Source organism: Kaistella faecalis, from assembly GCF_019195395.1.
Lineage (GTDB): Bacteria > Bacteroidota > Bacteroidia > Flavobacteriales > Weeksellaceae > Kaistella > Kaistella faecalis.
Genome location: NZ_CP078067.1, coordinates 2,224,150 through 2,249,690, shown reverse-complemented (window position 1 = coordinate 2,249,690; position 25,541 = coordinate 2,224,150). Strand labels below are relative to the sequence as shown.

Here is a 25,541-nt window from a genome sequence, read left to right as displayed (position 1 = left end):
CTTACTTCCGTCAATTAAAAAAATTATCTTTGGTTCATGAATCTGCATGAACTCTTCATAAAACCTTACGAATCCTACGAAACATATCAGATTATTCTGGAAGCAACCGCCACGCTTTTCGGTCTTCTGAGTGTCTATTTTTCGATTAAAAAGAATATCTGGGTCTACCCAACCGGCATTATTTCTACGGCACTTTACGTTTATATCCTTTTTAAATTCGGGTTGCTGGGCGATATGATGATCAACTTCTACTATACCGTGATGAGCGTTTATGGCTGGGTACTTTGGGCAAAAAGTTCCGAGGACCATGTTCATGTAGAAGTGTCGGCCGCCACAAGAAAAGAGTGGGCAGTTTCTGCCGGACTTTTCCTAATCAGCTTAATTTTGGTGACGGTTGTTTACTATTATAAGCCGTTTATTGATAATCAGTTTTCTGCGGAAAATGCCGATTTCGGGCTTTATCATCTCGACTGGGCCAACTGGCTGGATATTTTTACCACCGCTATTTTTCTTGTGGGCATGTGGCTCATGGCAAAAAGAAAGATCGAGAACTGGATTTTCTGGATCATCGGCGATATCATCTGCATCCCCATGATGCTTTACAAAGGATTGGGAATTACCTCCGTCCAATATCTGGTATTCACCGTAATGGCGGTGATTGGGTATTTGGAATGGAAAAAGCCACGGAAACTGATGCCGTAATCGTTCGGTTATTTTGTAAAAACTTTAACGCATCCACATCAATTCAGGTTATCCCTTTTAAGTATCTTTGCTGCCATATTTTATAACCATTTTGGTTTCTTATGCAGAATACAATTGAATTTTACAAATACCAGGGAACCGGCAACGATTTCGTAATGATCGATAACCGCGATATGCAGTTTCCTAAAGAAAAAGAGTTGATTGAGAGGCTTTGTGACCGAAGATTCGGAATCGGTGGCGACGGCCTTATCTTACTTGAAAATGATGCCAACACCGACTTCAGAATGGTATATTATAATTCCGACGGAAATGAAAGTACCATGTGCGGAAATGGTGGCCGATGCATTGTAGCGTTTGCCCATTTTCTGGATATTTTCGAAGACCGGGCAAGTTTTGAAGCAGTCGACGGAATTCATGAAGCAGAAATCAGCAACGGCATCGTGAAACTGAAAATGATTGATGTTTCTGCAATAAATAAAGATGGTGCAGACCATGTTCTTAATACCGGTTCGCCGCATTTCGTACAGTATGTGGAGGATGTGAAAAACTTTAAAGTGTATGCTGAAGGTAACAGAATCCGTAATTCTGCGACTTACAAAACAGAAGGCATCAACGTGAATTTCGTGGAAGAAACCGGGGAAAACGAAATATTCGTCAGAACGTACGAACGCGGAGTTGAAGATGAAACATTCAGCTGCGGAACAGGGGTTACCGCATCAGCACTGGTTTATCTTAAAGATAAAAGCAACAGTTCAGTTAATGTAAAAGTTTTGGGCGGAAATCTTAAAGTATACGCCGAACAGCACGGCGGTGCGTTCACAAATATTTGGCTGGAAGGTCCTGCAAAACAGGTCTTCAAAGGAAAAATAAACCTCTGAAACAGCGAAAAACATCTAGATTAGAAAATCAATTATAATTATATGAAAAAAGGGATTTCGGTTGTTGCGGTCATTGCATTGGTTATTCTGTTAATCAGCGGATTTTTCGGTTTGCGGTATTATCAGAAATTTTTCGGAAGCAATGTCGCTAAAGAAGGCTATGTACTGATTCCGCACTCGGCAAACTTCAATTCAATCCTGGATTCCATTACGCCATATATTAAAAACAGGGAATCCTTTAAGGCGGTTGCTCTGGATAAAAGCATGGACCGTTTCTTCAAAGCAGGACGTTACCGCATTAAATCCGGAACCAGCAATACCGATCTCGTGAATATGATTAAAGCCGGCAACCAGACCGAAAACACTTTCAGGATCGGAGATTTTGGAGATGTATATCAAATGGTAGGGCGTGTAACGAAAAAAACCGAGCTCGACTCGCTGAGATTTGCAAAAGACCTGAATAAAATAGCGGTTAAGAAAGGCTACAGCAACGCTGAAGACCTGAAGAAATATTTTTTCATCGACACCTATAATTTTTTCTGGACGGTAACTCCGGATGAGTTTTTCCAGAAATTCGAGGACCAGTACAACGATTTCTGGACCGCCGAAAGAAAAGCGAAAGAAGCACAGAGCGGCTTAACACGCGATCAGATTTATGCGCTTGCATCGATTGTGTACAAAGAATCCGGCGGAAAACCGGATGAACAGAAGACGATTGCAGGCCTGTACCTGAACCGTTACCGAAAAGGAATGAAACTACAGAGCGATCCAACAGTAATTTATGCAATTAACAAAGAGACCAATTTTACCACTCCGATAAAAAGGGTTCTTTACAAACATCTGAGACACCCTTCTCCTTATAACACTTATGCCAATGCAGGAATTCCACCGGGACCGATTTGTATTACCGATAAAAGTTCGGTTGACGCGGTTCTTAATCCCGACCGGAACAACTATATCTTCATGGCTGCAGATCCCGATAAATTCGGATTTCACCGCTTTACTGCAAGCGATGCCGAACATGCTAAAAACGCCCGGGATTATCAGGAATGGCTGAATTCGAAGAATATCAGATAAATGTTAACATTATTTAACATCTTCCGCTTTAACATTCAGGCAAATTCTGCGTCTAATTAGCTAATACATTAAAAAATTGACATCTAATCGGCTGTACCCCGCTTCACGTGAAGGGTATCGAGCGATTACAAACCGACTGACATGATTAAAACTGAAATTACTCAAAATTTTACCAGGAAAACATTAGGCTTAACATTTTTACTTACTGCGGCGGCTTTCGCCTTTGCGCAGGAAAAAATGAATGTGAGCGGGCAAATCGTAGACAAACAGAACCAGCCGGTTCCTTATGCTTCGGTAAGCTTCAGCAACAAGGCCAACAAACTCTTCAGCGATGCAGCACTGACTGATGAAAAAGGAAACTACCAGCTTGCATTAACTCCGGGCAACTACGACATCACAGTAGAAGCCATCGATTTCAAAAAATCAACTCTAAATAAACAGATTGCCAGACCGGGAAATCTCGGCAGTATTTCGGTGGAGCCCGAAGGTTCTTTAACCAATACAAAAACCCAGGATATACAGGGTGTCGTAATCACTGCGGCAGCCGTAAAACCTTACAGGGTTGAACTGGATAAAAAAGTTTACGATCCTTCTACAGACATCATCAGCAAAGGTGGTAATCTGCAGGATGTGCTGACCAACGTTCCTTCCGTTTCGGTTGAAACAGACGGTACAGTATCTATGCGTGGAAACTCCAATGTAAGATTTCTTATTAACGGAAAACCTTCGGCGCTTCTGGGCATCGACAGTGGTGCCAATGCGTTACAATCCATTCCTGCAGACCAGATTGAGAGAATCGAAGTAATTACCAACCCTTCTTCTAAATTTGAAGCCAGCGGTACCGCCGGAATTTTAAATATTATCCTGAAGAAAACCAAAGGAATGGGCTTCAACGGAAGCGTAACCGGAAGTGTTGGATATTTGCCAAGCACCAACCTGAATACCAACCTGAGCTGGAAAAAAGGAAGCTGGACATGGTTCCTGAATGGCGGCGGCGGTTATCGTGAAAGTGAAGGTAAAAACGACAGTGATACAAGATTTTTTGATCCTGCAACCGGAGCTACCACTTCTTACTTTGAGCAGAATTCTCTTAACGCCAGCGAAAATAAAAACTATAATGCCAACGCAGGTTTCACGGTAGATCTTTCAGATAAAACATCATTCAACGTTTCAGGAATGCTGCGTACTTTTGAAAGTGAAAACAACAATACCGTGGATAATTTCGGTTATGATGCCGCTAGAAATGTAGATTCTTACACTCAGACGCTGGCTCTGGGTAACAGTAAAAATCTTTCACTTCAGGGAGATTTAGGTTTGGATCATAAATTTAATGATCAGGGCCATAATATTTATCTTTCACTGAGTCTGCAGAAAAGTGATAACGAGTCCGTGGAAAATTCCCGTGAATTTGATGAGGCGGTCTTTAAATACGGCTCCTCTGGCAATAACAACACGATAAATAAATCCATTATTGGTAAAATCGACTACGAATTGCCTATTGGTGAAGCCTCTAAATTTGAAGCAGGTTACCGTTTCGACAATAACAATAACGATTATGATTTCTTAAATCGCGAAACCGATACCTTCCTCAATTATGGAACTGTAGATGCTTACAGTGGAAATACCGTTTACAGCGAATCCATTAACGCCGTTTATACACAGTTCAAGAGTAAAATCGACAAGTTCGGTTATCAGTTAGGTCTGCGTGCAGAAAACTCAAATATCGGAATCGACTACAGGAGTTTAAGCGGCAACCAGTCGAGCAAGGAAAAAAATTATACAGGCTTTTTCCCCAGTGTATTTTTAAGCTATGACTTGGGCAGCTCCAACAACCAGTTATTGGTGAATTACTCCAGAAGAATCAACAGGCCAAGATCCTGGTTCTTGATTCCTTATCCTACTTCTTTAGCCAACCGTCAAAATCTCTTCAGAGGAAATGAAGACCTTAATCCGGAATATATCGATTCATTTGAGGTGGGATATGCTATTCAGAAGAAAAAAATCACGATCAACCCTACCCTATATTACCGCGCAACTCAAGACGAAACCCGTTTTGTGGTAGTGAGCGAAACTCCGGGATATAACGTACTGATCACAAAGCCGTTTAATATCGGAAACGAGCACCAATACGGTTTAGACCTTAATGCAACTGCTGACCTGTTTTCATGGTGGAAAATTATGGCAAGCGCCGATCTGTTTGGGTATAAATCCGATGGTGAATATTTCGATGCAGCAACAATGATTAAGCCAATGTCATTCGACGGTTCCGGTTTCTCTACACGTTTCCGACTCACCAATAGCTTTAAAGTGGATAAAACCTTCAGCATGCAGGTACAGGGCTTTTACAGAGGAGGTCAGAAAACAGCTTCCAGCGAAAGCAAACCAATGTATGTACTTAATTTCGGAGCCAATAAAACCATCTGGAAAGGAAACGGAACACTTGCCTTTAACATCCAGGATATCTTAGGAACCAGAGGCCGTGAGATGACAGGTTTTGGAAACAACTTTGAAAAAGAATCATTCATGAGATGGAACCCGAGAACTTTCAACGTTTCATTGACTTACCGCTTCAAACAGGGTGAAAAAATTGATCAGCCAAAACGTAAGAAAGATATTAACAGTAATTCTTCCGGCGATGACGAGCCGCAAGGACCAATGTAAAAAAGAGTTAGTTTTATTATAAAAACAGTCCCGTTCGATATTTGAACGGGACTGTTGTTTTTAGAGTTTAAGCGATATTATTCCACTAATTATTTCTGGATTCAAGGTATTTCTGCCATTCCCAGGTGGTACGCAGTGCCTCTTCAAGCGAAGTTTCAGCTTTCCAGCCCAGTTCTTTTTCTGCTTTATCGGCATTGGCGTAAGCAATGGTGATATCTCCTGCCCGCCTTTCACAGATCTGGTAGGGAACTTTAACGTCATTTGCTGTTTCAAAAGCTTCAACGACTTCTAAAACCGATGAACCCTTTCCTGTTCCCAGATTGTAAATATCAATTACGGTATCTTCGTTGGAAGCGATCAGTTTCTGCAAAGCTTTTACGTGAGCTTTAGCAAGATCTACCACATAAATATAATCGCGGACTGCTGTTCCGTCTTCAGTCTCATAATCATTTCCCCAGATATTAAGTTTCTCCCGGATTCCCGAAGCGGTCTGCGTCACATAAGGCACCAGATTATTCGGAACACCGATTGGAAGCTCACCGAGCAAAGCCGTTGGATGTGCACCGATCGGATTGAAATACCTCAGAAGTGAAACTTTTCTGTGATGGGCGGTAGCGAAGTCCTTAAGAATCTCCTCCCCCATCTGCTTGGTTTTACCGTAGGAGGATTCCGGAGTTTTCAGTGGCGTATTTTCATCAATAGGCTGCTCATCTGCCTGTCCGTAAACAGTGCATGAAGAGCTGAAAATAAAGTTTGAAATATTTCTCACTTTAAATTCCTGCAGAATGTTGATTAAAGAAAATAAATTGTTTTCGTAATAATCGATGGGCTTTTCCTGGCTTTCACCTACAGCTTTGTATGCTGCAAAATTAATACACCCGTCGATTTCATAAGCGTCGAAAACCTGGGAAAGCAGTTCTTTCCTTTTCAGATCGAAGGGGAAAAATACCGGTCTTTTGCCCGCTACTTCTTCAATATTATTTAAGATAAATTTTTCTGAGTTCGAAAGATCATCAACAATGATAACCTGAAAGTTATTTTTTAAAAGTTCTACAACGGTGTGTGAACCGATATAGCCTAAACCGCCTGTTACGAGTATGGTCATATGAGATGTTTGATGATGGGTGATGGATGATGGGTGATGGGTGATGGGTGAAGTTTAACTAATGAAACTATTTCATAAATTCCAGAACCGCATCAGCAATATACTTTTGCTGCTCTTCGTCCAGTTCGGTATGCATAGGAAGCGAAATTACTTCACCTAAAAGTTTATCAGTATTTACGAAATCCTTATCGTCACTGTCCTGAAAATAAGCTTTCTGTTTTCTCAGTGCAACCGGATAATAAATCATTGCCGGAACTTCTTTTTCTGTTAAAAACTGCTGCAGTTCGTTGCGCTTTCCGTTCAGGATTCTTAAAGTATACTGGTGAAAAACGTGCGTTGAATTTTCTGCTCTGGTAGGAATTAAGATATTAGGATTTCCAGCGAAAGCCTCATCATAATAATCCGCAGCTTTTCTGCGCGCTTCATTATAAGTATCAAGAAGCGGAAGTTTTTTTCTTAAAACCGTCGCCTGAATACTGTCTAACCGCGAATTCACACCCACCTCATCATGGTAATATCTTTCGTACATGCCGTGATTTACAATTCCCCTGATTTTGTGGGCAAGTTCATCATCATTGGTGAAAATTGCACCGCCATCTCCATAGCAGCCCAGGTTCTTGGAAGGAAAAAATGACGTAGTTCCGAGAATCCCCATTGTTCCGGATTTTTTAACCGCCCCGTCAGAAAACGTGAAATCTGCACCAATTGCCTGCGCGTTGTCTTCAATAACATGAAGATCGTGGGCTTTTGCAACTTTTAGAATTTCTTCCATATTGGCGCACTGCCCGAAAAGATGTACAGGGATAATTGCCTTGGTGTTCGGAGTAATCGCGGCTTTCAGTTTATCGATATCCATAGTGAACGTATCATAATCTACATCAACCAAAACGGATTTCAGTTTAAGAAGATGAATAACTTCCACGGTGGCAGCAAAAGTGAAATCTGCCGTAATAACTTCATCGCCTTCCTTCAAATCCAGCGACATCAGCGCAATTTGTAAAGCATCGGTTCCATTAGCACACGGGATAACGTGTTTTACATCCAGATAAGCTTCAAGTTCAGTTTGAAAAGATTTTACTTCGGGACCGTTAATAAATGCGGCAGAATCCAGTACATTAAGGACTGCGTTATCTACATCAGCTTTGATCTTATAATATTGACTCTGAAGGTCAACCATCTGAATTTTTTTCATAAGTACTCTATTTTTTATCCCGCCGGTAACGTGATTTAAAGTTGATAATTTTAAGAATGTGTATCACGTCCGACATCCGGAATATTGCTCAAATTTAAGAAAATTAAATTTTGGGCGAAAGCAAAACGCAATATGTTTTGGAAAGTGTTTACAGTGCGACATAAATTCTGTAAAACTAAAAGCCGGCACCATCGAAAGCCACGCTCTAATCAAAAAACATACTTTAGCGAAAATCAAAACATATATCGTCTTATTTAGTGGGACGAAAATTTAATCACGAAAACCGCATTAAATTTTCAGCATTTTTACTAATTTTGAAGGAATTTAATAATTACTGAAATGATTAAAAAAATACTTTCGGTTTTCGTTCTGATCGTTTTTACCTTTGTAAGCGCTCAAACGGAACTGGTCTTCGTTTTCTTTAAAGACAAACCGAACAAAGCTGCTTTTTATGCAAATCCACTGAGTGAACTTTCACAGAAATCGCTTGACCGGCGGACAAAATACGGCATTGCACTAAATGATCAGGATGCACCGCTGGAACAGTCCTACGTTCAGAACATCAGGAATCTGGGTTTCACCGTAACAGATTATTCGAAATGGATGAACGGTGTCGCGGTAAATGCAACCACTGCCCAAATTGCAACGATTCAGGCACAGTCTTACGTTCAGTCTGTAGAACGCTTCATCAAACATCCTACAGGTGGCGGAAAAACAAATCCTGAAAAAGTAAATAAGTTCGAAGTTTTTAACAATACCGTTGGCAAAACCGATTTTAATTACGGAACCGGACTTTCACAAATCAACCAGATCAATCTTCGGCCGCTGCATGTGTCAGGATATACAGGAACCGGCGTAACGATCGCAGTGATCGACACCGGATTTCCAACCGTAAATACAGGATCAGCCTTTGCACGAATCCGGAATAACGGACAGATCAAAGGCGGGTATAATTTTATCAGTAAGAACAGTGATATTTACAGCACCGCGCTCAGTAATCACGGGTCCTACTGTCTGGGTGTGATTGCAGGTTATGTGCAGAATCAATATGTAGGTTCGGCGCCCGATGCAGATTTCTACCTTTATGCTACCGAAGATGCTTACAACGAAATTCCTGAGGAAATGATCTACTGGACTGAAGCAGCCGAAGAGGCTGACAGAAAAGGTGTTGATGTTATTTCGACCTCATTGGGATATTATGATTTTGATGACAGCCGCTATAACCTGCTGTATTCTGATATGAATGGTACCACTTCATTTATTGCGCGCACTGCCCAGATCGCGGTAGAAAAAGGAATTTTCGTACTGGCAGCCGCCGGAAATGAAGCGCTGAAGCCCTGGAAATATATCATTACTCCCGCGGACAATGAAAAAGTTTTTACCATCGGAGGGGTAACTTATACAGGTGCGAGTTCTTCTTTTTCATCTTACGGACCTAATTCGGTGGGCGTAATAAAACCGGATACTAGTGCACGCGGAACAGATACTGCAATGGGTTACAATAACGGTCCTACTTCAGGAAGCGGAACTTCGTTTGCCACTCCCCTTGCTGCAGGCGGTGTAGCATGTCTGATTCAGGCCGTTCCTAATAGACCTTTACCGGTATTAAGAAATCTTCTTAGGGAAAACGCTTCACTTTATCCGGGTTATACCGCGCAGATGGGTTACGGAATCTTAAATTTTGCGCAAACCCTAAGCGATGCCCAACTGGCCACTGCAGAAAGCACTACCAAATCAGGAATTAACATTTATCCGAATCCGGCAGTCAGTTATTTTACCATTGAAACTTCGGAAAAAGTTTTATCTGTCGAAATCTACGATACTTTAGGACGGAAAATTCAGAACCTTCAGGATTCGAAAACCTATAATATTGAAAGACTGAGTAAAGGTATTTACTTTGTGAAAATAAAAACCGGTACCGGCGAGTACATTGAAAAGCTTATCAAGCAGTAAATAAAAAAGACCTTCAAATGAAGGTCTTTTTTTATGCTTAAAAGTTGCTGTGGTCAGCCTGTTCGATATATTGCGGCGAAAAATACGGGATCAAAATATCTTCAAAACTGTAAAGTCCCGGTTTTTTGGTTTTGATATTTTCAGCTACGAATACAACACCATTCCCAAACGCCTCGCGTGAGATTGATTCGTGAATAAGCCGCACTGTCTGGTAAGGAAATCCGAAAATAACCTCGTGTTTGCCAACGATTCCGCCGGCCCTTACTGAGTTTATATCGGTCTCTTCCAGTTCGAGTGCATTGGCAAGTTTCACAGCCGTGCCGGACAGGCCTTTCTTTTCTTTGAAATGTTCTTCATTGATTTCAATATCGACCCACGGAGCTATTTTTTTTAAAAACTGCGCTGCAAACAGCAGATAATTTACGCCCAACGTGATATTCGGGCTCCAGAAAACAACGGTTTTAGCTGAAAGTTTTTTTAGAAGCGCTTTTTCTTCATCACCATAATGCGAAACAGCACTGATGATTTTTATCCTGCGTTCCGCTGCAGACTCACCATAAACATAGATTCCGGTTTCGGACGAAAAATCGATAATAATATCAACAGGATGTTGATCAATAAGTTCAGGTATGTCAATTTTGGCCGCGGAGTAGATACGTCCGGGCTGATCGGATTCCACACCCAAAAATTCCGGTACATCCCGGCCTTCAAGTGTTGCGCTTCGGCGATACACCCACTCGAGCGAAAATTCTTTGTGTTGAAGTATAACCGCGGCTACAGCCTTTCCTGTTTTTCCAAATCCCAGTAATCCTATTTTCATATGTCCTGTTTTTTTTGATTCGTATTTGTTGGCAGAAACCTGAATTTTGCAGCAGATTTAAGCGAGCTTAATATACGAAATTTCAAATTAAATACAACAACACACTGACTACGTGGGTATTACAATTCGCCAATTGTGGCCTTTTTAAATTTTTCTTAAGATTTTGTCCATGGTTTTACCTTTCGCCAGTTCATCAACGAGTTTGTCGAGATACCGGATTTTCTGCATCAGTGGATCTTCAATATCTTCGACACGATAACCGCAGATGACGCCGGTGATTTTAGAAACTCCGGGATTGAGTTTAGGCGCCTGATTAAAGAAATCCTCGAAATTTGTCTTTTCCTCAATCACTTTTTGAAGGCCGTCATTATCGTAGCCCGTGAGCCAGAAAATAATTTCATCAACCTCAGCTTTGGTGCGGCCTTTCTTTTCTGCTTTCGCAATATAGTGCGGATAAACGCCGGCAAAAGACATTTGATAGATGCGGGTATTTTTAGTGTCCATCTTAATAAATTTAGGCCGAGTTCCTGCTCGCATTGATATTCCCGAACAGCGACCGCATCACCAGTTTTTCATACGCTTCCCGGTTGCCTTCATTCTTCTGGATTTTCATCAGCGCATATTGCTGAATACTCAATAGCGGTAATACAATCTTTTCTCTGATCTTGACCGACTTTCTCGAAAGCGGCTCTTCTTCCATCAGCATTTTAAAGCCGGTTAATTCAAGCATCATTGATTTTGAAAGTTCATACTCTTCAAACAGCACATTCCAGAAACTTCCGAATTTCTCATTGTTTTTCATATAATACGTGAGCGGAAAATAAGATTTGTTCATGCTCATCATGGAATTCAGCACCAAGGTTTTAAAGAAATCCGACCCTTTGTAAAGCGCGTGTATCTCGTCAAACCTTCCCTGTATTTTCAGTTCATTCAAAGCAAAACCAAACCCGAAAAACCCGGGAACATTCTGTTTCAGCTGGCTCCACGACCCTACAAACGGAATCGCACGCAGATCCTCGAACTTGAGTTCGTTATTTCCGCCTCTTTTGCTTGGCCGGCTGCCGATATTGGTTCTTCCATAATATTCCAGCGTGCTCATTTCCTGCAGATACGGTACAAACATCGGGTGCGCCTTTAAATCTGAATATTTCCTGAAACTGATTTCCGCGAGTTCCTGAATGAGATTTCTTTCCTTTTCTGTTAAATCTTTCTTTGAATTTTTGAAGACATCATTTTCAATCCCGGCAGTTAAAAGCTGTTCGAAATTATATTTTGCCTGGTCTTTGTTCCCGAAAACACTTGTAATCGTCTGTCCCTGAATCGTGATTTCTATTTTATTGTTGGCAATGGTTTTTCCCTGAGAAGCGTAGAAATCGTGGGTCTTCCCTCCTCCTCTCGCTGGCGGACCGCCGCGTCCGTCGAAGAAAATGACTTTGATATTATTCTCGTCTGAAATTCTGGTGAGCTGTTCCTTGGTCTCATAGATTTCCCAGTTGGCTTTCAGATAGCCGCCGTCTTTGGTACCGTCGGAAAAACCAAGCATAATGGTCTGTGCGTTACCTCTTCTTTCCAGATGTTTTCTGTAAACCGGGAGTTCATACAGTGCTTTCATTACATTTTCACCGGCATCCAGACCTTCCATGGTTTCGAAAAGCGGAACGATATCGATGTTGATTTCCTCTTCGCGGTAACCGCAAAGCCTGAACATTCCGAACACATTCAGCACATCTTTCACCTCATCAGAATTTGAAATAATATAGCGGCTGAGGCCTCTTTCTCCATTATTCTTCTGAATATTTCTGATGTTATAAATGTTTTCAAGCGTGTCTTTGGTAATCCCTTCGAAATCGCTCGGGTCTAAAATAACATCCGTTTCCAGCAGCCATTCTATTTTATGTTCGGTGGTGATATTCTGCATATCAAGTCCGGACTTTTTGGCGATAATTTCATCAACTACGCTTTGATGGACTCGGCTGTCCTGGCGGATATCCAGTGTTGCAAAATGGGTTCCGAATATTCTTACGCGGTCTTTGAAATCTTCCAGAAGATTTCTGAAAAGTCCGTTATGCTGCGCGGTCAGAATATGGTCTGCTTCATTGATTCTGCTTAAAATATGCTCCGCTGTGATTTTTTCTTCCTTGAAAATCGCATCGTAAAGTTCATGACTGAACTGCTCGAGAACTTCAGAAACACCGCGGAAACTCAGTCTTCTTCTCAGGTTTTTCAGGTGCTCATAATAGGATTTAAGAACTGAAATATGCAGTTCCTGAGCCACTTTCTGCGTGATTTCTGCAGTAACGAAGGGATTTCCGTCGCGGTCACCGCCGGGCCAGAATCCCAGCTGAAAAATATCGTGAGGCGGCACAAAATGATCGTTGCCAAAAGAGTTTTTGATCTTTCTGTAAAGCTCGCCGATGGAATCGTAATATACATATCTGAGGTAAAAAATAATACTCATCGCCTCATCGAGCGGCGTGGGTTTTTCCCTGTTTAGAAAAGGTGTTTTACCAAGCTGCTGCAGAAGCATATCGATTTCCGTCACCGAATCTTTCATAATTGCTGACCGCAGATCGTGCAGAATCCGCTGTACAGAATTCGGGTAAAACTGAGTCGGATGCGCTGTGAAGACCACCCTTACTGCAAAATCTTTTATTTTCTTTCTGGTCGCTTCCAGCTGATGTTCCTGTAAAGCCCGTTCGTGGAGTTGCAGCAGTGTCCCCGCTTCGCTTTCCGAATGAAGTCCGGGAAATGCCGCGTCTTCAATACTGTCGAAAAGAACAACCTGCCTCTCGATATACTGAATGATTTTGAACAGCAGTTCGGTTTTCTGCGCTTCGGTTTCCAGTTCGGTATGTTTGCTGAAAAACTCTTCTACAATTTCTTCCGGACTCTTTCCCTCTTCGTATCCTGCTTTGCTTTCTTCATAGAGAAAAGGCAGCAGCATACCGATATTAGTCATTTTATCGTAAGGCAAACTCATAAATAATGAGTTGTAAATCTGGAACTTATTCTCGACGGTCTGTCTGAATTTTTCGGCTTTCTCTTCGTTTTGCATATAACAAATTTAATTCTTTTTAAAATTTGTTGGTCTGAATCTTTCTAAAATTAAAGAAATCGAAACAGAAATATTGTATCTTCATAATATGAAATTTCTAACCGTCTTGTTTCTTCTGGCATTCTCGTTTTTTACGGCGCAGAAAGGATTTGAAATTTCGGACCGGAAAAAAACCGTTATCCCGTTTCAGCTGATCAATAATCTGATTTTCGTGCCGCTGAATATTAACGGAGCCGATCTTACTTTTTTAGTGGATTCAGGCGTGAATGAAACCATACTTTTCAGTTTGGAAAACAAGGAAATTAACTTCAACGATATTGAAAAAATAAAATTTTCCGGACTTGGTGAAAGTAAAGATATTGAAGGCCTCAGATCGGATAATAATATTGTGAACATCGGTAAAGATTACAAGGATTACACCCATACGGTGTTTATCATTTTAGATGAGAGCATTAATTTTTCTTCGCATGTCGGAATCCCTGTAAACGGAATTATCGGGTATCAGTTTTTTAAAAACCATCCCGTAGAGATCGACTATATCAGGAAAAAAATTACGGTTTTCAATGACAGCAAAACCTTTACGAACCGCAATAAAAGATTTCAGGAATTCCCGGTCAGCATTGAAGGCAACAAACCTTATATCACGGCCGGAGTGGAAATGACCAACCGGAAAACAGATTCTAAACTCTTAATCGATTTGGGAAACAGTGATGCCATCTGGCTGTTCCCGAAACTCATTAAAGATTTTGTTTATAACCGCCCGAATATTGATGATTATCTGGGCCAGGGTTTTAATGGCGATATTTTCGGTAAGAGAAGCCGGATCCACAGACTCTACATCGGAGACTATATTTTTGAAAAACCTCTAACAGCAATGCCCGACGAGTATTCGATACAGAATTTAAGGCTGGTTCCGGACCGGAAAGGCTCCATCGGAAGTGACATTTTGCGACGGTTTACTGTCATCTTCGACTATCCTGAAAAAAAGATATATTTTAGAAAAAACACGCATTTCAAAGATCCTTTTCTCTTCAATAAAAGCGGTTTGGATATTCAGCACGACGGAATGACCTGGGAAAGCGATTTGGTAAGGGTCGAAACTAAAAAAAGTTACGATAGCGAGGGAACTAAAGTATACGATGCCAAGGAAGGATTTCAGTACAACTTCGTCCTGAAGCCGAAATATTCAGTCGCCGGCTGCCGCCCGGATTCGCCGTGCTATATCGCCGGACTCAGGAAAGACGACAAAATACTGAGCATTAATAAAAAAAAGGCAGGCAATTATACGCTGCAGCAGATCAATAATTTAATGCGCGGCGACGACGGAACGAAAGTGAATTTCGAAGTCGAAAGAAACAGCCAAACCTTTAAATTTCAAATAATATTAGTAGATCCAATACCGTATCAGGATGCAAATTGAAGAAACCGTAATCGACCATATCCGGGTTAGACCAAGATTTAAAATGATAACTGACATCAGCAGGGAAAATTACACCGCTTTTCTTAAAGATTTTCTGGCCTCTAAATCAGGTGAATTCTCAGGAAACGTTAATTCGGAAACCGCTGTTATCACCGTAAAAACAGATGGTGATGATTACTTGAAACCCTGCCTTTCGCTCCGCACGGAAACTGAAGAAAACAAAACGGTAATCCGCGGGGTTTTCGGACCGAGTTCGGCGGTGTGGACATTCTTTATGTTCCTCTATTTTATTTTCGGGATTCTGTGGATGGTTTTTATCACCATCTGGTTCGTGGAAAAGCAAATTAAAAGCAGTGATTTCCCCTGGGCGCTTTCAGCTTCATTTATCATGCTTTTGCTTTTGGCTGGAACCTATTTAGCCACAAGACTCGGACAGCAGAAAGCAAAATCTGAAATGCAGCAATTAAGGAAATTCGCGGAACAGTCGATTCTTGAATTCAAAAAAGACACGGAGTAAATCTGCTTCAGTTTAAGCCGCCGGCATTTGCTCTTCAGTTGCTTTTTGAGAAAGTACCTCTTCTCTGTTTTGCTGTTCCTTCAGTATTTTATCGAGGTGAGGCTTTATAATATCATTGATTTCATCCAGAGAGATCTCATTGGAATTCGCATCATCACTCAGATATTTCCATGGTTTTTTACCGCCCCAGTTGTAATCGCCAAAGACAATTACCGGAGTTCCGTGTGCCTTCAAAGTAGCGCCTCCTTTATTCAGAATCCAGGTATCTACCCAGTTATAAAGAAATTTCGCATCATTCATGAGAAGCCTCAGGCAGGAATGTGAAGCAGGAAATCCCGGCAGATCATATTGGTGCCAGCCAATCCCCAAAGTATTGTGAACGTTAACATTAAATGGTAATTTCCATTCGCTGTCTACCGTTGAAATGGCGAGTTCTTTTTTCCAGTTCGCAAACATCAGCCCGCGTTTGGTCTGTGCAGATTTCTTTCCCATACTTGTAGGTCCCCATTTGATGAGTTTACCCTTTTCGTATAAAGCGTAGGCCTGTATCGGGTAAGAGAAAAAAACCATTTTCTTTACGTTACTCAGCGTTTCTACTTCGGCAGGAAATGGCGAGTAAGCCATCAAAGTAGGGTCGATTTTATCAGGAATCGACAGGGTATCGGCACGCCAGCTGTTTTTGGAATCAAGACGGTTGAGTGCCAGAATTGTATATTGCTCTTCTGCGCTGAACTCTTTCTTGAAAGCACGCATCGCAGAATCTTTTTTGTTTTTAGGGAAAATGATTGACCGGTACGTCACTTTGCTCTTCTCTTCTTCAGCTTTTTTTACTGAATCGGCTTTGGCAGCAGTGATGGAATCATTTTGAGTGATAGGCTGATGGTTTTCGTTTCCGAGAAGTTGCTGGTCTTTTTTACATTGGGTTAAAAAAACAAGCGAAATTCCGAAAATCATAAGTTTTGCAGGCTGTAAATTCTTCATCTTAGTCATATACATTGATCGTTAAAATGTGAACAGTTTGCAAGAACAGTACCATTAATAAAGAATTTTTCAATGTTTTATCCTGAATTTACATCCGAAATTACCGCCTGTACATCTCCATGTATTTTTGGGCAGACTTTTCCCAGGAAAAATCAAAACTCATATTCGATTGTACAAGATCCGTCATGAGTTCTTCCTGATGATAAATATGCAAAGCGCGGTGAATGGCATGTACCGCGTCTTCTGCTGTAGCATCACCAAAATTAAGACCGCTGCCACCGGTCGCAATATCTTCTACCGTATCCCGCAAACCGCCGGTATAACTTACAATAGGAACAGTTCCGTAACGCATTGCATACATTTGATTCAGTCCGCAGGGCTCTACCCTTGACGGCATCAGTAAAAAATCTGAGGAAGCGTAAATTTTATGAGACAGATACTCTTTATAACCCAAATCCAAAGCAAAATTTGAATAATATTTGGTGAGTTCACTTAATTGAAGTTCGATATTTTTATCGCCAGAACCGAGAATGATAATATTGAGAGCACCATAAGTTTCCTGAATGCTTTTCCAGACAATATCGGGAAGCAAATCTGCCCCCTTTTCACCCGCGAATCTCCCGATAAATCCGAAGAGTGGAAGGTCAGGATTCAGACCGTACTCTTTGCAGAGTTCCACTTTATTTTTGCGTTTACCTGTTTCCGCTTCATCCCTGGAGAAATTATAATCCAGAAAACTGTCGGTGGCCGGATCCCAAACATCGCTGTCAATCCCGTTAATGATTCCGTACACTTTGGCATGTTCCTGCCGCACAAGACCTTCCAGACCACGGAAACTCTGATAAAGTTCCTGAAGATAACCTTCCGAAACGGCATTGAAGGCATGGCAGCATTTAATCATTGCCGCCAGAGGATTGATCATCCCATCCCAGTCGAGAAGTCCCCACTGTTCCCCATAAAACCACGGAAAATAGCTCAACATTTCCCACTTCATCTGTCCCTGATATTCGCCGTTGTGTATGGTGCCAATCGTTTTTACGCCTTTCAGGAAACTGAATTCAGGGCAGTTCTCAATCATAAAAGGCACTAAACCCGTGTGATAATCGTGACAGTGCAAAATATCCGGACGGATCTGCATCGCTGTCAACCAGTGAAGGACGCCGTGCTGAAAAGCGAGAAACTGCTGGCTCTCGTCCCAGTAACCATAAGGATTGTTGCGGTCTAAAAGCCCGGGAATTTTCACAAGAAACAAATCGAAACCCAGAACTTTCGATTTTTCTTTCATCACCTGAACCTGAAAAGTATGATGACTCTGGTGAATCCATCCATCGAAAACAATCTCGAATTCATGCTCGTGAACAAAAGGTTTGTTATACCACGGCATAATCACGCTGGCTTCAACTCCTTCAATTTTATTGAGGTATTTAGGCAGCGCGCCTACAACATCGCCCAGGCCGCCAACTTTGGCAACCGGATAACATTCCAGGGAAAGATTAAAGATTTTCATAGGCGTTATTAGGCCGGAGATTTAAAATTTATCCGGCTGACTTTGGTTTTTTGATCATCTGAACCGGTTTTTTCTGTTTCAAAACAACACCGGCAAGAGGCGGTAACTTCAGGATGATAGCGTTCGGGCGGTACATCCATTCATCATCTTCTTCATCTACAATCTCGGCTTTTACACCGCTGCCGCCATATTTTTCGTCATCTGAATTTAGGATTACCTCCCAGTTGCTGCCTTCATCAACCCCTATTTTATAATCAAAAACTCTGGGGGTAAGGTTCAGAACCGTCATGGTTACATCAGCCTCCTCTCTGCCTTTTCTAAGGTAGATAAAGATTGAATTGTCATCATCATTGGCCTCTACCCATTCAAAACCTTCGGGTTTAAACTGATTTTCATAGAGTGACGTTTCTTTCGTATAAACTGAATTAAGGTCTTTTACGTAGTCCTGCAACCCTTTGTGAACAGGATACTGCAGCAAATGCCAGTCGAGACTCTGTTTGAAATTCCATTCACCGGTCTGGCCAAATTCATTTCCCATAAACAGCAGTTTGCCGCCCGGATGAGTGTACATATAAGTGTATAATGCACGCAGATTGGCAAATTTCTGCCATTCATCGCCGGGCATTTTATAAATCAAACTCGATTTACCGTGTACAACCTCATCATGCGAAAGCGGCATCATATAATTTTCATTATACATGTACATGGAGGCGAACGTAATTTTATTATGCTGATATTTTCTGCTGATTGGATCTTCTTTGAAATATTTAAGCGTATCGTGCATCCAGCCCATCATCCATTTCATTCCGAAACCGATTCCGCCATCATGAACAGGTTTTGTGAGCATGGGAAAATCTGAACTTTCTTCCGCAATCGTAATAATATCAGGAAATTCCTTGTACACTGCGGTGTTGAATTCCTGCAGAAACTGTTTGGCTTCCAGATTTACGTTTCCGCCTTCGGTATTGGGTTCCCATTCGCCGTCGTTTCTGGCATAATCCAGATGAAGCATAGAGGTAACCGCATCAACGCGAAGCCCGTCTGCATGATACCGGTCGAGCCAGAACATGGCGTTGGAAATGAGAAAAGATTTTACTTCAGGTCTTCCGTAATTGAAAATATGTGACTTCCATTCGGGATGGAACCCTTTTCTTGGATCTTCGTGTTCATACAGATAAGTTCCGTCGAAAAAATGAAGTCCGTTGGCATCGCCCGGAAAATGCGACGGAACCCAATCGAGAATAACTCCTATGTCGTTTTTGTGAAGTTCGTCAATCAAAAACATAAGATCCTGTGGCGAGCCAAAACGCGAAGTAGCGGCGAAAAAACCGGTTACCTGATAACCCCAGCTCGGATCGTAAGGATACTCCATCACGGGCATAAATTCCACATGGGTGAAATTCATTTCTTTTAAATACGGAACAAGCCGCTCAGCAATTTCCCGGTAATTAAAAAACCGGTTTGGATCATCAACCCCGCGCATCCACGATCCTAAGTGCATTTCATACACCGAAAGCGGCGCTTCCAGACTGTTTTTTTTCCCACGGTTGGCCATCCAGTTTTTGTCGGTCCATTCGTACCAGGTCGTAGAAATAACAGAACTGGCCTGCGCATTCTGTTCCCAACTGAGTGCAAACGGGTCGCCTTTTTCCAGCAGGACGCCGGTATTCGAACGGATGGCGTATTTATAGAGATTGCCCCAGTTCAAACCTGGAATAAAACCTTCCCAAATCCCCGACTCGTCCCATCTGGGCAGAAGCTTATGACTTTCGGAATGCCAGTTGTTAAAGTTTCCGATCACTGAGACTTCCTTCGCGAACGGTGCCCAGACTGCAAAGTAAACGCCTTTCAGTCCGTGGGATTCAACACTGTGAGACCCAAATTTATCGTAAAGTTTATAGTGCTTTCCTTCGCGGAAAAGGTAAATATCGTGGTCTGTAAACAACGAGTGAGGAAGAACTTTTTCCATGGTTTCCGGATTTATAGTTTTTTTGGAATTCAGCGAGATGCAACGACTCCCTTTAATCCATCAAATATATCCAAAATTAAGATAAAAAGCGGAGAGAATCTGTTAAAACAGAAATAAATAGTGATGAGTTTTTATTTTTTGGGAACTGAACTGAGCTTTAAAATAAAATCCACCTCAAATTCCAAAAAAATTGAAATTCAAAGTGGAAATAACTTTTAAATATTGAAATTAATCCTCGGCTGATTTAGGAACTTTTACTGCAAGTTCGTAAAGATTACCGCGCATGAGGAACTTAATTCTTTCTCTGGTGGTTACGGTATTTACTTCGCCATCGCGCAGTACGATGATCCGGTCTCCGGTTGCGATATTCTGGTCTGCAAGCCAGTCTTCGGGAGCGATATCATTTTCGATAACTTTCATTTCTTCCAGAATCTCTTCTGCCATTTCCTGAAATCCCTCATCATAAGAATACAGTACCTTATATTCCGGATCCAGCCCTACTTTAAAAGTTTTCTTTTCAGCAATAAGATTTCCGTCGGTATTGGGCATTGGATTGTCGGATCCGTCGGTAAACCCAACTTCTATGAGCTCTCCGCTGTGTTTTGCAGCATAATCCAGAATATCCTGATAGGTTTCGAAATTGGTGACTACGGTATACTCCTCATATTCGTAGCGCTGAAGTCTCTCGTTCTTGTCCATAATGGTTTATTTTTTAGTGTTTCGTATTATTTTTTTCAGGAATATCTTCTTTTACCTCGTGCCATTCGTTATCTTTAAGTTTGGCTTCAATTTTTTCGACTTTAAGACTCTGGCGCAGATAAGCAAAAAGGCTCATATAAACATTGGCTACAAAAACGACCGCAAAAAAAGAAATCAGATACCCCCGCCAGTCATCAAACAGAAGTTTGTACTGCGTCACGATCAGAAAGAATGCAGTGATATAATGACTGAAACAGTATTCACACGTGAACAGATAAAAAAATTTCCTTTCATACAGTTTCTTACATTCCTGTGATTTTCGGACGCAATATTCCCTGGGCTCCCGGAAAATTTCCTCATGAGTCACCGTCCACGCAATGCACGCCACCGGAACTGCAATAATAAATAGCCAGATAAGCTGCTCGTAAAGAAAATCCATGTTTAAGTTTAATCTTGAAATTCAAAAGTGATGCCACACAAATTTGTGGTGCTGAATTTGTATATTCGAGAGAAATACTCCCATTTTATGTCAAAAGAATGCTGTACCACAGGTGAAGATGAAAAGCCCGTTTCTGAGATTAAACAACATGATGAACATGGCCACGACGGTCACGGCCATTCACATGACAATACAGATCAAACGGTTTTCCAGCTTTTTCTTCCCGCTGCGGTCTCTTTTACTCTTCTTGTAACGGGAATCGCTTTTGACTATTGGCTGAAACCGGATTGGTTTAAAGATTGGCTGCGCATCATTTTCTATCTGGGCGCTTATGTTCCTGTAGGATTACCTGTAATTAAAGAAGCTTTTTTAAGTATAAAACATGGAGATTTCTTTTCCGAATTTTTGCTGATGACCATTGCCACTGTAGGTGCTTTTGCCATTGGCGAATATCCTGAAGGGGTGGCAGTGATGCTCTTTTATTCCGTCGGCGAAGTTTTTCAGACTTTAGCGGTGCAGAAAGCCAAACTCAATATCAAAACATTACTAGACCAGCGGCCTGAGGAAGTGACGGTTATAGAAAACAACATCCCCAAAATCATTAAAGCCAAAGACGCCACAATGGGCCAGATTATTCAGCTGAAGCCCGGTGAAAAGCTGGCATTGGACGGCGAATTAATCTCGGATAACGCGTCATTCAACACCGCTGCTCTAACCGGTGAAAGCAAACCCGACAACAAAAAAGCCGGGGACATTGTTTTGGCAGGGATGATTAACATCAACACGCTGTCACTAGTAAAAATCAATACAGCTTACGAAGATTCCAAACTCTCGCGCATTCTTGAAATGGTCCAGAATGCCAGTTCACAGAAAGCCCCGACCGAACTTTTCATCCGCAAATTTGCCAAAATATATACGCCGATTGTGGTAGTTCTGGCAGTGGCAATATGCCTGCTTCCCTACTTTCTTGTTGAAAACTATGAGTTCCGGGACTGGCTGTACCGCGCATTGGTATTTTTGGTGATTTCATGTCCTTGTGCTCTGGTGATTTCAATACCCCTGGGATATTTTGGCGGCATCGGGGCCGGTAGCCGGAACGGAATTTTATTTAAAGGAAGCAATTTTCTGGATACACTTGCCAGCGTAAAAAATGTGGTGATGGATAAAACCGGAACGATGACTGAAGGGGTTTTCAAAGTGCAGCAGGTCTCCGTGGAATCAGGTTTTAATAAAGAGGAAATTCTGCATAGACTCAATATCCTGGAAAGCAAATCTACCCATCCTATTGCCACTGCAATTCATGAACACGTAGGTGAAGTTGACCATTCTGTACAGATTAGTGATTTCGAAGAGATCGCTGGACGCGGACTTAAAGGCACAATAGACGGGAAAGAATATCTCGCAGGAAACTTTAAGTTGATGGATAAATTCAGCATCAGTCACAACATCAACCATTCAGAAGTTGCGGATACCCTGATTGCAGTCGCTATCGACCGAAAGTTCGCATGTTACGTCACCATTTCAGACCAGATCAAAGAGGATTCTGTAGCTGCGGTTTCCGCACTCAAAAAACTTGGTGTAACAGTTACTATGCTGAGCGGCGACAAACAGGCAGTGGTAAATGAAGTTGCTGAAAAAATCGGCATTACCAGCGCTTTTGGAGACTTACTGCCCGAAGACAAAGTGAATAAAGTAAAAGAGATAAAATCACTGAATGAAAGTGTAGCCTTTATTGGTGATGGTGTGAATGACGCACCGGTTGTTGCATTGAGCGACGTCGGCATCGCGATGGGCGGTCTCGGCAGTGATGCGACCATAGAAACTGCGGATGTCGTGATTCAGGACGATAGACCTTCTAAAATTCCCATGGCAATAAAAATTGGCAGGGAAACAAGAAAAATTGTCTGGCAGAATATTGCGCTGGCTTTTGGGGTAAAAGCCGTAGTTCTGATTTTGGGCGCTGGCGGTTTGGCAACGATGTGGGAGGCAGTGTTTGCGGATGTTGGTGTAGCCCTTTTAGCCATCCTCAACGCCGTGCGTATTCAACATATGGATTTTACTAAAAAATAACGCCCAATTCTTTCTGATTTTTCTGATTTTCACCCGTAAGCTGGGCTGTTTCGCGGTTCACAAAAATTCCTTATTTTTAGACCGAATTTTGAAAACTGATTTCAATCCTCAGATATAATTAAAGATTTATGATAAACAAGAAAAATATATTGCTTGCGGCGGTGATATTTCCTGCGGTAATGGCTTTTGGCCAGCAATATGGCGGAATGTGGATTCCTACGGAACTTAATGAAAAAGAAATGAAGTCAATGGGAATGAAGATTTCTGCCAAACAGATTTTCGATCCTTCAAAACCTTCCATCAAAGATGCAGTGGTGCAGTTCGACGGAGGCTGTACCGCAGAAATTATTTCTCCGAAAGGACTTCTCCTCACCAATCACCATTGCGGATACGACAATATCCAGTCGCACTCCACCGTAGAAAATGATTTACTGGCTGACGGTTTCTGGGCGAAAAACATGGGCGAAGAACTTCCAAATCCCGGAGTAACGGTAGATTTTGTTCTCGACATTAAAGACGTTACAGGACAGATTCTTGGAAATACTGCCAATCTCGACGCCAAACAGGCAGAGCAGGTGATTAAAAACAATATCGACGTAGTCTCGAAATCCTTTAAAACAGAGCCACACCAGAAAGTGGTCATCCGCCCGATGTATTACGGCAACAAATATTACGCGTACATCATCGAAACCTTTAAAGATATCCGTATGGTGGGCGCACCGCCAAGTTCCATCGGAAAATTCGGTTCAGATACCGACAACTGGGTGTTCCCGAGACATACCGGAGATTTCATGATGTTCAGAATTTATGCGGATAAAAACAATAAACCTGCGGAATACAGCAAAGACAATATTCCGTACAAGCCTAAGCATTTCCTTCCGGTTTCCATCAAAGACAAAAAAGAAGGTGATTTTACTTTCGTATTCGGCTTCCCGGGAAGAACTACAGAATATCTGCCTTCAGTTGCGGTAGAGAAAATCCGCTCAGAAATTGATCCTGCAATGATTGATGTGCGAGACGTTGCCCTGAAAACGCTCGACGAAAAAATGCGTACGGATCAGGCAACCAAAATTAAATACGCTTCCAAATTTGCCAGCGTTGCCAATTACTGGAAAAAATGGAAAGGTGAAGTTGAAGGCCTCACAAAATCTGACGCTGTAGGAAAAAAGCAGCGGTATGAGCAGTCGCTGATGGCGAAAAACCCACAGGTGAAAACCACGTTGGATGAGTTCAACCGACTCTACAGCGAACAGGCTCCGTATGCGCTGAGCAGAGCATATTATTCTGAAGTCATCAGAAATGCAGAAACCCTTTCGCTGGCCAACAACTATTTCAGCTTTGCAAACGCGGTGGAAGCCGGAAAAATGGATGCTAAAACGCTCGAAAACTTTAAGAACAGACTTGCAGAAGTCTACAAAAATTATGATCCTGAGCTGGACGCTAAAGTAACGGCAAAAGTTTTGGCGCTTTATGCAAACCGCGTAAAACCTGAATTTTTACCTGCAGGTTTCGACCAGTACAAAGACGTGAACAGAAACCTTCAGACCATCGAAGAACTTTCAAAAAATTCGGTAATCACAGGACGCGGGACTTTCAATGGTGCAACTGCATATTCCGGACTTGATAAAATTTTTGCTGACCCTAATGCGTTGGTTCAGAATCTTAAGAATGATCCTCTGATGAAACTCTTTACCACGATGAGAGAAAATTATCTTGGGAAAACAGATGGTAAATACGCAGAGTATCAGAAACAGATTGATGTGCTTCAGAAAAAATACATGGCACAGCAAATGGAAACCGACAAAGACCGCACCTTCTATCCTGACGCAAACTCTACGCTTAGGGTAACTTACGGTGAAGTAAAAGGCTCCAACCCGAAAGATGCGCTTTATTATGGCTACCAGACGCATTTATCAGGCGTGATGGAAAAATATGTTCCGGGAGATTACGAGTTTGATGTTCCAAAAAAACTCATCGACCTTTACAACAGAAAAGATTACGGAATCTATAAAAACAGTACGGGCGATGTTCCTGTAAACTTCACCGCCACCAACCACACCACCGGCGGAAACTCCGGAAGTCCGGCTTTGGATGCCAACGGAAACCTCATCGGATTAAACTTCGACAGACAGTGGGAAGGCACGATGAGTGATATCAACTTCGACCCGCGTTTCAGCAGAAACATTATGGTCGACACCAAATACATTCTCTTTATCGTTGATAAATACGCCGACGCAAAATGGCTGCTTAACGAGATGAAAATCGTGAAGTAAGTATCAGTACATTTATATAAAGAACGCGCCTTTTACGAGCGCGTTTTTTTTTGTTTTTGTGTAACTGGAGCTACTGCTGATTAACCACATAAGTCATATAAGTTTCATGTTCATAACATTAAAAAAATATACATAAGCTGCACCATGTTGTTCACTGTACTTTCTCAGTGTTCACCATAAAACCTCAGTGCACTCTGTGGTTAAATCTTAAACCGCAAAAGTC

Annotated in this window: 19 protein-coding genes; 9 read left to right on the top strand and 10 right to left on the bottom strand. The window is 41.9% G+C overall.

Features of this window, described 5'->3' with window-relative positions; genetic code table 11:
* Positions 1–36 precede the first annotated feature (36 nt).
* The 4 genes from pnuC (at position 37) to KTV93_RS10560 (ending at position 5,318) form a co-directional block, all read left to right on the top strand.
* On the top strand, positions 37–702 hold the full coding sequence (pnuC, locus tag KTV93_RS10575) for a nicotinamide riboside transporter PnuC (protein WP_218248930.1): 666 nt from the start codon (positions 37–39) through the stop codon (positions 700–702).
* Between the two features lie 101 nt (positions 703–803).
* Positions 804–1,580 (top strand): diaminopimelate epimerase, encoded by a 777-nt coding sequence (gene dapF, locus KTV93_RS10570; protein WP_218248929.1) that lies wholly within the window; start codon positions 804–806, stop codon positions 1,578–1,580.
* A 42-nt stretch (positions 1,581–1,622) separates the two neighbouring features.
* Positions 1,623–2,657: an endolytic transglycosylase MltG gene (gene mltG, locus KTV93_RS10565; RefSeq protein WP_218248928.1), complete on the top strand. Its 1,035-nt coding sequence runs from the start codon at positions 1,623–1,625 to the stop codon at positions 2,655–2,657.
* A 141-nt stretch (positions 2,658–2,798) separates the two neighbouring features.
* Complete coding sequence (locus tag KTV93_RS10560) at positions 2,799–5,318, top strand: TonB-dependent receptor domain-containing protein (protein ID WP_218248926.1); 2,520 nt, start codon at positions 2,799–2,801, stop codon at positions 5,316–5,318.
* An 85-nt stretch (positions 5,319–5,403) separates the two neighbouring features.
* On the opposite strand, the gene galE is transcribed toward KTV93_RS10560, so the two are convergent.
* Both galE and KTV93_RS10550 read right to left on the bottom strand, forming a co-directional pair.
* Positions 5,404–6,423, bottom strand: a complete 1,020-nt coding sequence (gene galE / locus KTV93_RS10555; RefSeq protein WP_218248925.1) for a UDP-glucose 4-epimerase GalE — start codon at positions 6,421–6,423, stop codon at positions 5,404–5,406.
* Positions 6,424–6,490: 67 nt separating this feature from the next.
* Complete coding sequence (locus tag KTV93_RS10550; RefSeq protein WP_218248923.1) at positions 6,491–7,615, bottom strand: DegT/DnrJ/EryC1/StrS family aminotransferase; 1,125 nt, start codon at positions 7,613–7,615, stop codon at positions 6,491–6,493.
* Between the two features lie 339 nt (positions 7,616–7,954).
* Here KTV93_RS10550 and KTV93_RS10545 point away from each other — a divergent pair, with 339 nt between their 5' ends.
* Positions 7,955–9,568 carry a S8/S53 family peptidase gene (locus KTV93_RS10545; RefSeq protein WP_230259154.1) on the top strand — a complete coding sequence of 538 codons (1,614 nt, stop codon included), beginning with the start codon at positions 7,955–7,957 and terminating at the stop codon, positions 9,566–9,568.
* A 37-nt stretch (positions 9,569–9,605) separates the two neighbouring features.
* Here the strand turns inward: KTV93_RS10545 and KTV93_RS10540 are convergent, their stop codons facing one another.
* From KTV93_RS10540 to KTV93_RS10530, 3 genes are all read right to left on the bottom strand, one after another.
* The gene (locus tag KTV93_RS10540; RefSeq protein ID WP_218248922.1) at positions 9,606–10,388 is read right to left on the bottom strand and encodes a 4-hydroxy-tetrahydrodipicolinate reductase; all 783 of its coding nucleotides are present in this window, start codon (positions 10,386–10,388) and stop codon (positions 9,606–9,608) included.
* Positions 10,389–10,532: 144 nt separating this feature from the next.
* Positions 10,533–10,892, bottom strand: coding sequence for a DUF2200 domain-containing protein (locus KTV93_RS10535; protein WP_218248920.1), 360 nt, complete (start codon positions 10,890–10,892; stop codon positions 10,533–10,535).
* A gap of 10 nt (positions 10,893–10,902) precedes the next feature.
* Complete coding sequence (locus tag KTV93_RS10530) at positions 10,903–13,443, bottom strand: phosphoenolpyruvate carboxylase (protein ID WP_218248919.1); 2,541 nt, start codon at positions 13,441–13,443, stop codon at positions 10,903–10,905.
* A gap of 88 nt (positions 13,444–13,531) precedes the next feature.
* On the opposite strand from KTV93_RS10530, the gene KTV93_RS10525 reads away from it, so the two are divergent.
* Entirely contained in the window at positions 13,532–14,863 is a 1,332-nt protein-coding gene (locus tag KTV93_RS10525) for a PDZ domain-containing protein (protein WP_218248918.1), read from the top strand.
* A complete protein-coding gene (locus KTV93_RS10520; RefSeq protein WP_218248917.1) occupies positions 14,853–15,380 on the top strand; it encodes a hypothetical protein in 528 nt (175 codons plus the stop codon). Before KTV93_RS10525 ends, KTV93_RS10520 begins: the two co-directional genes overlap by 11 nt.
* A gap of 12 nt (positions 15,381–15,392) precedes the next feature.
* Here the strand turns inward: KTV93_RS10520 and KTV93_RS10515 are convergent, their stop codons facing one another.
* The 5 genes from KTV93_RS10515 to KTV93_RS10495 all read right to left on the bottom strand — a co-directional run bounded on the left by KTV93_RS10515 (position 15,393) and on the right by KTV93_RS10495 (position 20,975).
* Positions 15,393–16,361 (bottom strand): L,D-transpeptidase, encoded by a 969-nt coding sequence (locus KTV93_RS10515; RefSeq protein WP_230259152.1) that lies wholly within the window; start codon positions 16,359–16,361, stop codon positions 15,393–15,395.
* Between the two features lie 100 nt (positions 16,362–16,461).
* The gene (locus KTV93_RS10510) at positions 16,462–17,868 is read right to left on the bottom strand and encodes a glycogen synthase (RefSeq protein WP_218248915.1); all 1,407 of its coding nucleotides are present in this window, start codon (positions 17,866–17,868) and stop codon (positions 16,462–16,464) included.
* 28 nt (positions 17,869–17,896) lie between these two features.
* Positions 17,897–19,837, bottom strand: coding sequence for a 1,4-alpha-glucan branching protein GlgB (gene glgB, locus KTV93_RS10505; RefSeq protein WP_218248914.1), 1,941 nt, complete (start codon positions 19,835–19,837; stop codon positions 17,897–17,899).
* Between the two features lie 228 nt (positions 19,838–20,065).
* On the bottom strand, positions 20,066–20,536 hold the full coding sequence (locus KTV93_RS10500; RefSeq protein ID WP_218248912.1) for a hypothetical protein: 471 nt from the start codon (positions 20,534–20,536) through the stop codon (positions 20,066–20,068).
* A gap of 13 nt (positions 20,537–20,549) precedes the next feature.
* Positions 20,550–20,975, bottom strand: a complete 426-nt coding sequence (locus tag KTV93_RS10495) for a hypothetical protein (protein ID WP_218248911.1) — start codon at positions 20,973–20,975, stop codon at positions 20,550–20,552.
* 87 nt (positions 20,976–21,062) lie between these two features.
* Here KTV93_RS10495 and KTV93_RS10490 point away from each other — a divergent pair, with 87 nt between their 5' ends.
* Complete coding sequence (locus KTV93_RS10490) at positions 21,063–23,045, top strand: heavy metal translocating P-type ATPase (protein ID WP_218248910.1); 1,983 nt, start codon at positions 21,063–21,065, stop codon at positions 23,043–23,045.
* Positions 23,046–23,173: 128 nt separating this feature from the next.
* Positions 23,174–25,318: a S46 family peptidase gene (locus KTV93_RS10485; RefSeq protein WP_218248909.1), complete on the top strand. Its 2,145-nt coding sequence runs from the start codon at positions 23,174–23,176 to the stop codon at positions 25,316–25,318.
* The last annotated feature ends 223 nt before the right edge of the window (positions 25,319–25,541 follow it).